At 62.8% G+C, this 13866-nt stretch carries 13 protein-coding genes; 4 read left to right on the forward strand and 9 right to left on the reverse strand.

Features of this window, described 5'->3' with window-relative positions; all coding sequences use genetic code 11:
- Window positions 1-109: 109 nt before the first annotated feature.
- From K3136_RS11260 to K3136_RS11285, 6 genes are all read right to left on the reverse strand, one after another.
- Window positions 110-976 (reverse strand): CheR family methyltransferase, encoded by an 867-nt coding sequence (locus K3136_RS11260; RefSeq protein WP_221430406.1) that lies wholly within the window; start codon window positions 974-976, stop codon window positions 110-112.
- Entirely contained in the window at window positions 967-1989 is a 1023-nt protein-coding gene (cheB, locus tag K3136_RS11265; RefSeq protein WP_221430407.1) for a chemotaxis-specific protein-glutamate methyltransferase CheB, read from the reverse strand. The genes K3136_RS11260 and cheB overlap by 10 nt, the downstream gene beginning before the upstream one ends.
- 89 nt (window positions 1990-2078) lie before the next feature.
- Complete coding sequence (locus K3136_RS11270) at window positions 2079-2444, reverse strand: response regulator (RefSeq protein WP_221430408.1); 366 nt, start codon at window positions 2442-2444, stop codon at window positions 2079-2081.
- A 55-nt stretch (window positions 2445-2499) separates the two neighbouring features.
- Window positions 2500-2934, reverse strand: a complete 435-nt coding sequence (locus tag K3136_RS11275) for a chemotaxis protein CheW (RefSeq protein WP_221430409.1) — start codon at window positions 2932-2934, stop codon at window positions 2500-2502.
- Window positions 2931-5327 (reverse strand): chemotaxis protein CheA, encoded by a 2397-nt coding sequence (locus K3136_RS11280; protein ID WP_221430410.1) that lies wholly within the window; start codon window positions 5325-5327, stop codon window positions 2931-2933. Before K3136_RS11280 ends, K3136_RS11275 begins: the two co-directional genes overlap by 4 nt.
- A gap of 49 nt (window positions 5328-5376) precedes the next feature.
- Window positions 5377-6744, reverse strand: a complete 1368-nt coding sequence (locus tag K3136_RS11285) for an MATE family efflux transporter (protein ID WP_221430411.1) — start codon at window positions 6742-6744, stop codon at window positions 5377-5379.
- Between the two features lie 122 nt (window positions 6745-6866).
- Between K3136_RS11285 and K3136_RS11290 the strand changes: the two genes are divergently transcribed.
- Together K3136_RS11290 and K3136_RS11295 are read left to right on the forward strand one after the other, a co-directional pair.
- On the forward strand, window positions 6867-7643 hold the full coding sequence (locus K3136_RS11290; RefSeq protein ID WP_221430412.1) for a class II aldolase/adducin family protein: 777 nt from the start codon (window positions 6867-6869) through the stop codon (window positions 7641-7643).
- Window positions 7644-7684: 41 nt separating this feature from the next.
- Entirely contained in the window at window positions 7685-8242 is a 558-nt protein-coding gene (locus tag K3136_RS11295; protein ID WP_221430413.1) for a (2Fe-2S)-binding protein, read from the forward strand.
- Window positions 8243-8305: 63 nt separating this feature from the next.
- Here K3136_RS11295 and K3136_RS11300 read toward each other — a convergent pair whose 3' ends face one another.
- Window positions 8306-10396: a TonB-dependent receptor gene (locus tag K3136_RS11300; RefSeq protein ID WP_221430414.1), complete on the reverse strand. Its 2091-nt coding sequence runs from the start codon at window positions 10394-10396 to the stop codon at window positions 8306-8308.
- 164 nt (window positions 10397-10560) lie between these two features.
- On the opposite strand from K3136_RS11300, the gene arsC reads away from it, so the two are divergent.
- Window positions 10561-10905: an arsenate reductase (glutaredoxin) gene (gene arsC, locus K3136_RS11305; protein ID WP_221430415.1), complete on the forward strand. Its 345-nt coding sequence runs from the start codon at window positions 10561-10563 to the stop codon at window positions 10903-10905.
- Here arsC and K3136_RS11310 read toward each other — a convergent pair.
- The gene (locus K3136_RS11310; RefSeq protein ID WP_221430416.1) at window positions 10902-12263 is read right to left on the reverse strand and encodes an MFS transporter; all 1362 of its coding nucleotides are present in this window, start codon (window positions 12261-12263) and stop codon (window positions 10902-10904) included. The genes arsC and K3136_RS11310 overlap by 4 nt on opposite strands.
- 94 nt (window positions 12264-12357) lie before the next feature.
- On the opposite strand from K3136_RS11310, the gene K3136_RS11315 reads away from it, so the two are divergent.
- Window positions 12358-12993 (forward strand): class I SAM-dependent methyltransferase, encoded by a 636-nt coding sequence (locus K3136_RS11315; protein ID WP_247711340.1) that lies wholly within the window; start codon window positions 12358-12360, stop codon window positions 12991-12993.
- Here the strand turns inward: K3136_RS11315 and K3136_RS11320 are convergent.
- Window positions 12990-13814 carry a DUF7847 domain-containing protein gene (locus tag K3136_RS11320; protein WP_221430417.1) on the reverse strand — a complete coding sequence of 275 codons (825 nt, stop codon included), beginning with the start codon at window positions 13812-13814 and terminating at the stop codon, window positions 12990-12992. The genes K3136_RS11315 and K3136_RS11320 overlap by 4 nt on opposite strands.
- Window positions 13815-13866: the final 52 nt, after the last annotated feature.

Below are 13866 nucleotides of genomic sequence, written 5' to 3' on the forward strand. Positions count from 1 at the left end.
TTCCAATCGCTAACGGGCATTCGCTAAAGAACGGTAAACCGAAATTTTACCTTGAAAGACAAGGCGCGCTGCGGCTCAGCGCCTCGTTCGGATTGCATGCCCCGGGTTCTCAGGCGACCTTCGAGGTCGTACTGGATAGTATGGATGAGACACCGCTGACGGTCTTGGGCGAGTACATCGCCGAGCCGCAGGATGCCGGTTCGAACTTGTCGGTCTGGCCAACCACGGTCTCGCCCGCTCCGAGCATCAGCATGCCATCGGACGCTGTCGCGCTTGCGAGCCGGTCGAATGCCCGGCGGCGGGTGTCCGGGTCGAAATAGAGCAGGACGTTGCGGCACAGCACGAGGTCGAAACGGCCCGGCATCGGCGGGAAATCGAGAATGTTCTGCTGCTCGAAGCGGGTCATGTCGAGCACCTTGTCGGCGACCTTCCAGCCCTGTTTCGTTTCGGTGAAGAAATTCAGCATTTGCGCCACGGAAATGCCGCGCTGGATCTCGAACTGCGAATAGGTCCCCGTGCGCGCCTGGGCGATCGCCTTGCCCGATACGTCGGTGCCGAGGATGTCGATTTTCCAGTCCTGCCAACGGCCCGGCTGCTCGGCGAGCGTCATCGCAAGGCTGAGCACTTCCTGCCCGGTCGAACAGCCTGCCGACCAGATCGAGATCCGCTTGCTGTCCGCGCGCTTGCGCTGGAGTTCGGGCAGCACCGTATTCGCGAGCGTCGCGAAATAGGCGTGATCGCGGAAGAAGTAGGTCTCGTTATTGAGCATTGCCTCGACCACGCGGGTCGCAAGCTGGTGCTCGCCGGGACGTTCCAGCATGCAGGCGAGCTGGTCGACATTCTGGATGCCGAACTCGCGGAACAGGCCCGAAAGCGCGGTCGAGATGCGCCAACGGCGGCTCTCGCTCAGGGTCTGTCCGGTCCGCGATTCGAGCAGGTCGGCAATAATCTTGTGAGAGGCGTCTTCTATCGCCATGCATCAGCTCCCACGCTGGAAAGGACTTTGTCCGCAAGCTCTGCGGGAGGAAGAACGGCAGTCGCCAGACCGCGTTCGGTGATGTCGCGTGGCATGCCCCAGACGGCGCAGCTATCCGCGTTCTGTGCGTAGACCGAGCCGCCTGCATCGATGATCGCATCGGCCCCGTCGGTTCCGTCGCGGCCCATGCCCGACAGGAGGACGCCGGCGACGTGGCCATCGTAGGCTTCTGCCAGTGTCTCGAACATCGGATCGACCGATGGGGTGCAGCCGCTCTTCACGGGATTGTAGGCCAGGCCGGTGAGGTAACGGCCTGCGGTCTTGCGTACCACCATGTGGCCGTTTCCGGGCGCAATGACGATCTGGCCGCGGCGAATCTCGACGCCTTCATCCGCGAGCACCGCTTCACGCCCCGATGCCATTTCCATCTGCTTGGCAAAGACCGGGATGAAGCTGGCAGGCAGGTGCTGCGTAATGAGTATCGGCAGGTCGAAATTCTTCGGGACCTGACGCAGGAAGAGGTTGAGCGCGTGGATGCCACCGGTCGATGCACCGATAGCGACGACCTGCGGGCGCTTGCCGGCGCGGCGCTTGGCGGGTTCGGGCGCACTGCGCTTGGGCAGTTCATGCGGGGCAAGGCCCGCCAGCGCGCGGATCTTCCCGATCAGCTGGTCGCGATAATCGTCATTGAAACCGCCGGGGCGCGGCTTGAGCATGGTGTCCGCAGCGCCCATGCGCAGCGCCTCGACCGTGTGCTCGGCCCCTTCCGCCGTCAGCGAGGAAATCACCAGGACCTTGGTTTCGGGCGATTGCTGCTGGATTTTCGGCAGCGCCTCGAGGCCGCCCATTCCGGGCATTTCGAGGTCGAGCAGCATCACGTCCACGCGATGTTCGCGCAGTTTGTTCAGCCCCGCTTCCGCAGTGCTGGCACTGGCGACAATATCCATGCCGCCCGCACGCTGCAGCATGCGCGTGAACACCGTGCGCACGGTCAACGAATCGTCGACCAGCATGACGCGTACGGTACCCGGAGCGGGCTTGCGTTGTGACGCCTCTGATCTGTCTGAGCGGAGCGCGGTCACCACGGCTCTGACCCTCCGGTTCAGGCCATGCCGACGAGCTGGAGCTTGATCTGCAGCGTTTCGTGGTCAAAGGGCTTCATGACGTATTCGTCGGCACCGGCGCTGATCGCTTCGCGGATGTGCGCAACGTCATTTTCGGTGGTGCAGAAGACGACCTTCGGCTTGTCGCCGCCATCGCGCTGGCGCAGCTGGGTGATGAATTCGATGCCGGTCATGACAGGCATGTTCCAGTCGAGCAGCACGACGTCGGGCATGTTTTCCATGCACTTGTTGAGGCCTTCCTGGCCGTTTTCAGCTTCATCGACCGAGAAGCCGAGAGTTTCGAGAATATGACGCGAAACCTTACGGATAACGCGCGAATCATCGACGATAAGACAGGTTTTCATTGAAACGATCCCTTCACTTGCCAGACCGTCATAACGGCAGGCGGTAACTTTTCGCTTAAGCTGCGGCCGCTATCGGCCCCGATACGAGTTGCGGAATATCCACGAGGAGTGCGGGACCACCGTCGGTCTCCACCATGCCCCTAGCGGCGCGCTGCCAGCCATCGCCGAAACCGCCCGGCACGGCGACCGGTTCGCTGCGGGCTTCGCCCACGTCATGTGCTTCGTCGACCATGATCGCGTAGAGATGACCTTCGACTTCCACCACGGCGGCGCGCTGGTCGCGCGAGACGCAAGGCTGGTCGATACCCAGCGCAAGCGAGCTGTCGATCACGGTCAGCGCCTGGCTGCGCAATGCGGTCAGGCCGCAGATGAAATCGGGCGTGCCGGGGATCGGGGTGATGTTCTCCACCTCGATGACCGACTGGACAGCGACTGCAGGGATCGCCGCCCGGCGTCCGGCAATCGTGCACATCAGAAGCAATTCGTTCATGCCGCCCTCCCGGTGCGGATACGCTTGAGCGCTGCGAGCAGGCCGTCGCGGTCGTAGCGGTAGATGGTGTCGTCGCCCGAATCTTCGGGGTCCGGACGAAGGCGGATGGTTTCGCGGGCGATGCCCCTGGCCCCATCGTTATCTTCGGCCAGCGCGATGTCGAGATCGGCCTCGACCTCGTCATCATCGGTTGCGATGCGGTAGCCTGCAGCGGAGACCAGCGGTTCGAGAATGGTACGGGCCCATTCGCTGTCCGAAGGTATACGGCAGGTCAGCGTGTGATCGACCTTGCGTGCCGCCTTGTAGCGCGAGAAGACCGCATGACCGTCGAGCAGCGGGATCGGCTTGCCGCCGATCAGCGTGACGCCCTCGATGTTGCGGTCGGCTTCGCTGGGCACGACATCGTCGGTGACATCGGCTGCGTCGAGGACCTCGCGAACGGCATAGACCAGCTCGTTCTCGCCGTCGGACAGGCGCAGCAGGCGGCAGCGCTCTTCGGGCAGCTCGCCCGTATCGTGCCCTGCCAGCGTGAGGATTTCGCCGTCGATGATCGCCTGGGCGCGGTCGCCCTCGATATCGATGGCGTCGCGCGAGATCGTATCGATGCGGCGGACAAGTTCGAGGCGAACCGCGCGGTGGCGCCCGTCGAGACCTGCGAAGAGCATGACCGGAACGGCCTTCTTCGCTTCGACTTCCTTCTCGCGCTCGACCGGAGCCGCCTTGGCGCGAACGCCGCCCGCCATGCCGCGCATCTGCGCAATGCTCGGCAGGTCGATCAGCATCATCGGACGCCCGTCGTCGAGCAGCGTCGTGCCTGCATAGAGGCGCGTTTCCATGATCGCCGGTGCGATCGGCTTCACCACCACATCCTCGTGATCGAACACGCGGTCTACGGCGAGGGCGAAGACATCGTCGCTCGCAAGGCGAACGAGGATGAGCGTCTTGGTTCCCCATTCGCAATTGTCGTTGGTCTCGCTGCCGAGCACTTCGCCAAGCGAGAGGCAGGGGACGCGTTTGTCGCGGAAGGTGACGAGGCGGCGGTCGCCGGCCTGGGCGAATTCCACATGGCTCGAATTGCCGAAGACGATTTCCTCGACATAGCTGCGCGGGATTGCATAGCGCTGGTCGCCCGAGCCGACCGTCAGGGCGGCAATGATCGACAGGGTCAGCGGCAGCTTCAGGTGGAAGCTCGTGCCTTCGCCCGGCTTACTGGTAACTTCGATCGAACCGCCGACGCGCTCGATATTGGATCGCACCACGTCCATGCCGACGCCGCGGCCCGAAACCGAACTGACCGCATCGGCAGTCGACAGGCCGGGTTCGAAGATGAGATTCTGCTTCTGGCCTTCGGACATCGCGTCGAGTTCGGACCGCGAATACAGGCCGTTGGCGAGCGCCTTTGCAGCAACCTTCTCGACGTTGATGCCGCCGCCGTCATCGGTGATGACGAGGCTGATCTGGTTGCCCGACTGGCGGGCTGCGAACTTCAGCATGCCGATTTCGCGCTTGCCGTTCTTGAGGCGCTGCGCGGGTGTTTCGACACCGTGATCGATGGCATTGCGGATGATGTGGGTCAGCGGGTCGCGGACCATTTCGATCATCTCGCGGTCGAGCTCGACCTCGCTGCCTTCGAAGTCGACCATGACCTGCTTGCCCAGCTCGTTCGAGAGGTCACGGACGAGGCGGGGAAGCGAGGAGAAGAGATGCTCGAGGCGCTGCATGCGCATGCGGGTGATCGAGGTGCGAACATCGGCGAGAATGGCCGAAAGGCGCTCGAAGGGGCCGTCGATGGTCGGCTGTTCGCCGGCTTCGCGCAGGCGGCGGGCAAGGTCGTTGCGCGCCAGCACCATGTCGGAAACGCCTTTCATGACCTCGTCGAGAAGGTCGACGGGAAGGCGGATCGATCGCTGAACGCCCTGGCGCGGTGCGGCTTTCTGGGTCTCGCCGCCATCGTCGGTCCTGGACGCTTCGGCGGACTTCGTCTCGAGAACGGAAATTTCGATATCGCTCTGGACTTCGACTTCACCGTCGGGGTTGAGCGCGGCAATCAGCGCTTCGTCACCACCTTCGCCCAGATCCTCGCCCGCTTCGATCGCGTCGGTCATTTCCGAGATGCGGTCGATGATGGCGAGCACTGCGGTCACCAGGGCGCTGTCGGGTTCGCGGCGACCGGCGCGGCATTCCGCCAGCGCGTCTTCTGCGGCGTGGCTCAGCTTTTCGAGACGGGGGAAGTCGAAAAAGCCGCAATTGCCCTTCACCGTGTGGACGAAGCGGAAGATGGTATCGATTCTCGCCTTGTCGGACGGATCGGCTTCCCATGCGACCAGTTCGCTGCCGGATTGCTCCAGCATTTCACGGGTTTCGGCGACAAAGTCGGCCAGCAGTTCATCCATCGGTCTTGGACCCCCAGTTCTCGTTAGGGTCCGCTATGGGCTAAGATGGTTAACGTTTCGTTTGGCCTGACCCGGCGCCCTGCGGGCCATTCTTGAGGACCCACCATACGACCAGCGCCGCCAATACCCCGCCGGCAAGGTTGGCGACCAGTTCGGCGCCATAGATCGCATCTTCGCCCCAGGCGCTGCGCAACAGCCAGCCGAACGGCAGCATGACGAGGAAGACACGCGCCGCGCTCTGGGCGAGGGCCAAGGATGCGCGATCGACTGCGTTGAGCGCGCCATTGGCCGTGATCAGGAGGCCGAATCCCGCATAGCCCCAGACCGAAATTTCGAGGTAGCGCGAGAATTGCGCGATGACCGCTTCATCGTCGGTGAAGAAGTCGGCGAACCAGTCACCGAACAGGAACAGGATGAGTGCGGTGATGATGCCGTATCCCACGCAGAACAGGCCAGCCCAGTACATCGCCAGGCGCGAGCGGTCGGCACGGTTCGCCCCCCAGTTCTGCCCAACGATCGCGCCGATCGACCCGGAAAGGGCGAGCAGGGGTACGACCGCGAAGCTTTGCAGGCGGCCCGCTGCGCCGAAACCCGCGACAGCGTCTTCGCCCTGGCTGGCAAGCAGGGCGGTAAGGACCGAAAGACCGATGGGATTGATCGCGTTGGAGAAGGCGGCAGGCCCTGCAACACCGATGATGGCCTTGCTCGACGCGGCGAGATCGCATTCGCGGATCCGGGTCGGGTGGATGGCGATGCTCGTGCGGCGAATGAAGAAGAGGGCGACAAGGATCGCGACCAGGAACCCGGCAATCGTCGCATAGGCAGCGCCCGCGATACCGAAGCCGCCGAACCCGAACGCGCCGGTGATCAGGATCGGGTCGAGGATCCAGTTGAGCACCGAATAGGTGATCGAGATCAGGGACACGTAACGCGCTTCCCCCTGTCCGCGCAAAACGCCCTGCAGGCCCATCTGTGTAAGCAGTACGGGCATGCCGAGCGAATAGGGCTGCATGTAGTCGCGGATCAGCGGCAACAGCGCGTCGCTCGCCTGCATCAGGCGGAACAATGGGTCGAGCAGGAGGTAGAGGGCAAGCCCCAGCACGATGCCGGTCGTCAGGGCGAAGACGACACCGAAATTCGCACGGCGTTCGGCACGTTCCTCGTCGCCCTCGCCAAGTGCGCGGGCAATCACCGAATTGATGCCGACCATAACGCCGACGCCGAGGCTCGAGAGCGCAATCGTGATCGGAAAGATGAAGCTGACTGCGGCCAGTTCGGCCGAACCCAGCTGGCCGATGAAATACGCGTCGATCAGGCCGACCGACATGATGGCGGCGACCCCGATGATCATGGGCAAAGTCTGGGTGACGAGATGGCCGCGGATGCTGCCCTTGGTCAGTTTGGCCGTCTCGCTCATGCAAAAGCGGCGCTAGCGGGGCAAGCTGCTCTTGGAAAGCGCCATGTTGCTTCGTGCTTCTTGCCGCACAGGGGGCGCTCGTGCGATAGAGGTTTCAAATAGAGACCCAAGGAGAGACCGCCATGGCAACGCAGATGAAGCCCCAAAGCGAACCAAAGTTCGAATGCAGCGAAGAAGAGTGGAAAGTCCGCCAGGACCTGGCCGCATGCTATCGCATCTTCGAACACCTTGGCTGGGGCGAAAGCATCTACAACCACATCTCCGTGGCTGTGCCGGGCGAGAAAGACACTTTCCTCATCAACCCGTTCGGCCTGCTCTATGACGAGGTGACCGCATCGAACCTCGTGAAGATCGATGTCGAGGGCAACAATGTCGGCCAGTCGCAATATATGGTGAACAAGGCCGGCTTCACCCAGCACGCGCATTTCCACAAGCATCTGGGTGAGCGGGCAACCGCGATCTGCCATGTGCACACCACGGCCACCATGGCGGTGTGCAGCCACAAGGACGGGCTGGTCCCGACCAATTTCTACGCCTGCAATTTCCAGGGCCAGATCGGCTATCATGATTTCGAAGGCGTCACCGTCAGGCCCGACGAAGGCGACCGGCTCGTCGAGAACCTCGGCAACCATTCGATCCTCATGCTTCGCAATCATGGCCCGGTCGTGATGGACAAGACCATTCCCGGCATGTTCGTGAAGATGTGGGCCCTCCAGCGCGCCTGCGAGATCCAGATTGCTACGCTCAGCCAGGGCGAGCCCAACATCGTGAAGCAGGAGGTGGTCGACACCCACCAGCGCGACCTCGCGGTGATGCAGACACAGGGCGGGGCAGGCGTGTTCGATTTCGAGGCGTGGAAGCGCCGGATCTCGAAGATCGACGACAGCTGGAAGTCGTAAGACCACTCGACATTCCCGCCATTCGAAGCGAAAGCGCCGCCATGTCGCGCATGACGGTCAACGAACGTCCCATCGAATTCCTGATGGACCCGGAAACACCCCTGCTGTGGGCGCTGCGCGATGCTGCCAACCTTACCGGCACCAAGTTCGGCTGCGGCGAGGGCGATTGCGGCTCGTGCATCGTACACATCGACGGCGAACCGCTGCGTAGCTGCCTCGTCACGATTGCCGAGGCCGAAGGGCGCTTCATCACCACCATCGAGGGGCTGTCGGGCGACCGGACGCACCCGGTCCAGCAGGCCATGGTTGCAGAACAGGCGATCCAGTGCGGCTTTTGCACGCCCGGCTTCGTCATGGCGGCTGCCGCATTGATCGACCGCAATCCGGGCGCAAGCGAAGCGGAAATCAAGGCAGCGATCCCCAATATCTGCCGCTGCGGTGTCTATCCGCGGCTGGTGCGGGCGATCCAGCGTGCGGGCCGTGTCGCGCGGCGACAGGAACGTATCAGCGCAGCGCCCGCACCGGGAATCAGCGCCGAGGATGCCGCCCAGGACGTCCCGGCACTGAGTGCTCCCGAACAAACGCCCGAACGCGACTAGCCCCTAACGCAAAACGGCGACCCTTCCGGGCCGCCGTTTCGTTTTTCGGGTCCGCTATGCGGATCAGATCTCGAAGCGCACTCCGATGCGGGCGGTGAAAGGATCGCCGGGCTGGATGTTGTTGTCGCCATGCGCGCTTGGGTAATAGTCCTCGTCGAGCAGGTTTTCGATATTGAGCTGCAGGCTGAGCTTTTCGCTGACCGTGTAATAGGCGGCTGCATCGACGCGCCAGTAGCTCGGCAGGACGACATCGTTGGAGAAGCTGGCGAACTGCTGCGACTGGTGGATGACACCCAGGCCGAAGCCCAGCTGTTCCGACAGGTCGAAGCGGTTCCAGGCGCTGATCGAATGCTCGGGCAGCTGCTGCAGGCGCTGTCCGGCGGTGCCGAACGCGTTGTCGTTGAGGAGCTCGCCGTCGAGATAGGTGTAGCCGAGATTGGCCTTCCAGAAATCTGCGACTTCGCCCACCGCTCCGATTTCAAAGCCTTCCGCACGGCTTTCGCCGGCAAGCACGGTCAGCGTCGTATCGGTCGGATCGACTGCGCGGATGTTGGTCCGCTCGAGGCGGAAGATGGCTGCGGTCACGAGCACCTTGTCGAGCGGTGCCCACTTGGCGCCGATCTCGTAATTGGTGAACTTCTCCGGCTCGAACTGGCTGCGGTCGGGCGAGAGGACCAGGAACTGGTCGCCCGCCTGCGGGAGGAAGCTTTCCGCATAGCTGGCGTAGATCGAGAGGTCGGGGGTGGGCTTCACGATCAGGCCGGCACGCGGGCTGAACTGCTCGTCCACCCGGTCACCCGCAACGCCGCCGATTAGGTCGAGCGTTTCGAGGTCGAAGCGATCCCAGCGCAGGCCGCCGACCAGCTCGATATACTCGCCTATCTGCAGCTGTTCCTGAGCGTAGAAGGACAGGGTCTTGAGCTGGCTGTCACGCGAACGCGACGTCGGATTGAGCGAGAACGCCGGGACGAAGATTACGTCATCGAGGGCGGTTTCGTTGGTCGTGTCGAAGCTGACCGTCTGGCGCGCGTTCTGCGTGTCCTGACTGCTGGCTTCGACACCGAAAAGGAAGGTCGATTCCAGATCGCCGCTTTCGGCCTCCCAGATCGCATTGGCCTGGCCGATCCAGTTGGTGCGCTCGGTCGTATCCCGATAGCCGCCCAGCGAAACGGTCGTGCCGTCGGTGCCGCCCGGAACGATGTTCTGGTACGCCTTGTCGTAATCGGCGAACTGGAGGCTGGCATTGGCCGAAAGTCCGCCGTTGAAATCGTGCTCCAGCCGAACGCGGCCGATATGCACTTCTGCTTCGGAGTAATTGAAATCGCGGTCGCCGAAGAAGGTGCTGTCATACCCGGTCAGCGGGCCGCCATCGAGCGAGGGCACGCCGCGGTCGGTTACGCGCTCGTCATTGTCATAGGTGTAGCTGGCGATCAGCGTGGTGTCGGGGCCGAGCGCTGCGGTCAGCGTGGGCGAGATACCGATGAAGCGACCATCGTAGAAATCGCGGTCGTTGTTGAATTCCTCGTAAGTCGCGTTGAGGCGCAGGGCGAGATCGTCGGTGACCGGCTGGTTCACATCGGCGAGCAGCGCGAATGCGCCGAAATTGTCGACCGAAGCTTCGCCGCCGACAAATGCGTTGGACAGGTCTGCGCGCTTGGCGACACGGTTTATGGCGCCGCCGCCGGCACCGCGGCCGAAGATCAGCGCATTGGCACCCTTGAGCACTTCGACACGCTCGATGTTATAGAGCGAGCGATAGTACTGCGCATCGTCGCGCAGGCCGTCGATATAGAAGTCGGCCGTGGTTTCCTGGCCGCGAATGAAGACTTCGTCGCGGTGGCCTTCGCCCGATTCCATGCTGACGCCCGGAATGTAGCGCAGTGCGTCATTGAGCTGGCGGATCGACTGGTCTTCAAGCTGGTCTTCGGTGATGAAGCTGACGGCCTGGGGGACATCGATCAGCGGGGTCGGGGTCTTCGTCGCCGTCGAGCCGTCTTCATTGTCATAGCCGTCTGCGCGTTCGCCGGTCACCACGATATCGGTGGGCAAGTAGTCGCGCTCCGGCTGCGCATCGGCAGCGAGCGTGGAAGCCGCTGCGGGGGCCGCGAGGGCAGTTCCCGAAAGCAGGATTGCGAGAGTGGCGAGGGACCTCATACGAATCTTTCTTATTGAGAATGATTATCAATTAATGACCCCCTGCTATTGAGACCTATTCGCAATAGCAACCCCCAATCGGGCTTTCCGGGGTGAAAAAATCGCAAGAGCCGCTTTCACTCATCGCAACAGCCGATTAGACGCTGGCGCGAAGGAGATACCGAATGAAGGCCACCATCTGGCACAACCCGAAGTGCGGCACGTCTCGCAAGACGCTCGCCATTCTCGAGAACCTGTCGAAGGTCGACGTGGAGGTGATCGAATATCTCAAGGATCCGCCGACTGCGGACAAGCTTGCACAGCTTTACAAGGATGCGGGCCTCACCCCGAACGAAGGCCTCCGTATCCGCGGTACCGACGCGGCCGAGCGCGGCTTGCCCGATGCCGATGCGCAGACCGTGCTCGAGGCCATGGTGGCCGATCCTATCCTGATCGAGCGTCCGCTGGTGGAAACCGACAAGGGCGTTCGCCTTTGCCGTCCTCAGGATACGGTACTGGAAATCCTCTAACGCTTGTCGCGGGTCAGCTTCTTATCCGCCTGCAAGGCAAGCCAGCCGTAAACGAACACGGCGGCGCACAGCGCCACGATGAGACCGAAACCGAGCCAGTCGGAATGGTTGTATAGCCAGACACCAAGCGCCGGGGCGTAGATGAAGCTTGCCCCGGCCACCGAAGCGGTAATGCCCGAGGCTTGCCCCTGCTCTGCGCGGGTTACCGCCAGGGAGGTGCCCGCCGTGCTTCCGGGGCGGAACAGTCCGAACCCGAGCGAGGCGATGGCATAGGCGAGCGCGATTGCGTGCAGGTCGTCCGCAACGCCGAGATAAAGCACGCCCGCTGCGGCGATCACGATGCCCGACAGGGTCGCCGCCCTCGGACCGAGATCGAGCCTCGGGATCAGTCCCCATTGCGCGAGCAGGGTGGCAATCGCACCGCACATCAGGACGAGGCCGATCGGGCCGGTGCCTTCGGCGGGTGTCGCGCGAAGGCCCAGCCGGTCCAGCACGAGAAAGCCGATGATGCCGAGCACCATGGCCTGTGCATGCCCGCCCAGGAGGCCGACAGTCACCCATGGCCGCAGGCGCGGTTCGAACCAGCGCAGCTTGTGCGGTTCGACCGCTTCTTCGTCCTCGTCCTCTTCCTTTTCCTCCCGTTCGTGGGAAGATGTCGCTCCACCCGCATACGGTGCATCATAGGTCTGTCCGCGCGCGGCAAACTGCGGCTCGTCATTGGGCAGCCTGAGGCGCAGCGTAATCAGGGTCGCGAGGCCGATGAGTGCGAAGATGATGAAGGGGCCGGTCAGCCCGACAAAGGGCAGGACCATCAGCGGCGCGAGCGCAGGACCGATGACGGTGCCAAGCCCGAAGCTCGATGCGATCAGCGAAAGCGCCTGCGTGCGTTCCGAGCGCGGCGTACGGCTGGCGACATAGGCCTGCACGGCGGGCGGGGCAGCGCTTCCGAACCCGCCATATAGGCTGCGGGCGATGGCGAAGGCGATCAGGGCAGCCGTCCCGCCAAGAACTCCGACGAGGCCCAGCCATAGCGCGAGGCCGCAAAGCGCCATCGACGAGATGAAACCGATCATGCCAAGCGCCATCATGGCCTTGCGTCCGCGACGGTCTGATCGCTCGGCCCATAGCGGTGCGCAGATCACCCACAGCAATGCCGACCAGCTGTAGGCGAGGCTGATCCACACATCGTCGATTTCCAGCGCGGTGCCGATCGAGGGCATGACCGACTGCATCGCCGTATTGCCGGCTGCCGTGGTCAGCATCACCGCGAACAGCAGCGCCATGCGCCCGCGCGGGATCGCCTTGCGCGACGCCGCAGGCGGCGCTTCGGTCAGGACTGCTGGATCACGCTCCGACATGATGCATGCGCTAGTCCTGCGCGCGCATGCTTGCAATGGGCGGGTGGGGCTGTCAGACCTGCAGGCCTATCTTGGGTCGCACGAGGGAAGAAGTTTGACCGGTCAGAACGGTATTGGCGCCATCGAACGCCGCAGTTTGAAGCAGAAGGCCGCCCGGCTGTTCGGGCAGTGGGGTGTCTTCTTCAGGGGCTTCCTGGAAGAGCCGCGCATGGTCGGCTCGATCATTCCGTCCTCGCGCTTCACCATCCGCAAGATGCTGGGCCGCGTGAAGTGGGACGAGTGCAAGGTCTTCGTCGAATACGGCCCCGGTGTCGGGACCTTCTGCCAGGAAGTCCTCGACCGGCTGCCGCGCGACGGCCAGCTGATCGTGATCGACACCAATCCCCTCTATATCGACTATCTCACGAAGCATTTCCGCGACAGCCGCTTCTCGGCGGTCCACGGCTCTGCCGCCGATGTGGAGGAAATCGTCAGGGCGCATGGTCACGAGCATGCGGACTATGTCCTGTCAGGCCTGCCGTTCTCGACCCTGCCCGAGGGTGTGGGCCCGGCGATTGCCGATGCGACCTACCGCGTGATCCGCCCAGGCGGCGCATTCCTCGTCTACCAGTTCTCGGCCAAGGCGCGCGACTACATGGCGCGCAATTTCGAACGGATCGAGAGCGGCTTCGAAGCGCTCAATATCCTGCCGTGCCAGCTGTTCTGGGGCTGGAAGGAACCGAGGGACTAGGCTTCCGGCTCCACACCGCCGGTGTTCTTCAGTCGGGTCATCTGCATGTGCACTGCGGCCAAGATGCAAGCCATCAGCATGATGAAGAACGCATTCACCGCCGATGACACGATCGAGGTCCCGAAGAGCATCACATCAGGCCCGCCAAAAGCGAAGATCAGTGTCACGACAAGTGAAAACACCGCCGAGACAATGATGAATGCCACGAGGATCAGCAGATAGAAAAAAAACAGCCGCACGCTGTTACCTTTGGTCAGCCGCCACGAGCGTGAAAGCGCATTTATGGGATTGCGCTCTCCGTCGATCGCGATGACTGGCGAGGCGAGCGAAAATTTCGTGGCGATATAAGCGACTGCCACGATGGCCAGGATAGCGGTCAGGAAAGCGATTGCACCAAGCCCGGCAGCAATAGGAACGCCGACCAGAACAAAGGCAACACCAATCAGTGCGAGGGTCTGCAGTATCTGGGCACCGAAATAGGCCAGGAAGGCGGAGACGCCGGTCTTGATTGCATCGCCCACAGTCGGCCGGTCGCGATGTCGCAACAGGGCCAGCAGCGCGAGCATACCGATGCCCTGGACGATGGCCATCAGCAGGAACACCCACCAATAGCTGCCATAGAGATCCAGTATCGCAGCCTCCATGGCTTCCGAGCCGGGATCGCCTTGCATCTGGCCGATCTCCGCCATGCCCGGAATCCCGATCATGATCGCAGCATAGGGAATGAAGAAGAAGACCCCGGCGATTACCGCTAGCAAGCCGAAATTGTCGCGCAGCAGTCGCGAAGTGTCTTTCCATGCTGTGTCGAGATCGAATTTCATGCCGCTTTCCCTTCTGCCCCCTTGATAAGCGCAGCTTCTATCGCCACGCAAT

This window comes from Qipengyuania gelatinilytica (assembly GCF_019711315.1).
Classification (GTDB): domain Bacteria; phylum Pseudomonadota; class Alphaproteobacteria; order Sphingomonadales; family Sphingomonadaceae; genus Qipengyuania; species Qipengyuania gelatinilytica.

Excerpts from the sequence above, each read along its gene's own strand:
- K3136_RS11260 (WP_221430406.1), bottom strand. The coding sequence starts at position 976 with ATGGCGATAGAAGACGCCTCTCACAAGATTATTGCCGACCTGCTCGAA.
- cheB (WP_221430407.1), bottom strand. The coding sequence starts at position 1,989 with ATGCTGGTCGACGATTCGTTGACCGTGCGCACGGTGTTCACGCGCATG.
- K3136_RS11270 (WP_221430408.1), bottom strand. The coding sequence starts at position 2,444 with ATGAAAACCTGTCTTATCGTCGATGATTCGCGCGTTATCCGTAAGGTT.
- K3136_RS11275 (WP_221430409.1), bottom strand. The coding sequence starts at position 2,934 with ATGAACGAATTGCTTCTGATGTGCACGATTGCCGGACGCCGGGCGGCG.
- K3136_RS11280 (WP_221430410.1), bottom strand. The coding sequence starts at position 5,327 with ATGGATGAACTGCTGGCCGACTTTGTCGCCGAAACCCGTGAAATGCTG.
- K3136_RS11285 (WP_221430411.1), bottom strand. The coding sequence starts at position 6,744 with ATGAGCGAGACGGCCAAACTGACCAAGGGCAGCATCCGCGGCCATCTC.
- K3136_RS11290 (WP_221430412.1), top strand. The coding sequence starts at position 6,867 with ATGGCAACGCAGATGAAGCCCCAAAGCGAACCAAAGTTCGAATGCAGC.
- K3136_RS11295 (WP_221430413.1), top strand. The coding sequence starts at position 7,685 with ATGTCGCGCATGACGGTCAACGAACGTCCCATCGAATTCCTGATGGAC.
- K3136_RS11300 (WP_221430414.1), bottom strand. The coding sequence starts at position 10,396 with ATGAGGTCCCTCGCCACTCTCGCAATCCTGCTTTCGGGAACTGCCCTC.
- arsC (WP_221430415.1), top strand. The coding sequence starts at position 10,561 with ATGAAGGCCACCATCTGGCACAACCCGAAGTGCGGCACGTCTCGCAAG.
- K3136_RS11310 (WP_221430416.1), bottom strand. The coding sequence starts at position 12,263 with ATGTCGGAGCGTGATCCAGCAGTCCTGACCGAAGCGCCGCCTGCGGCG.
- K3136_RS11320 (WP_221430417.1), bottom strand. The coding sequence starts at position 13,814 with ATGAAATTCGATCTCGACACAGCATGGAAAGACACTTCGCGACTGCTG.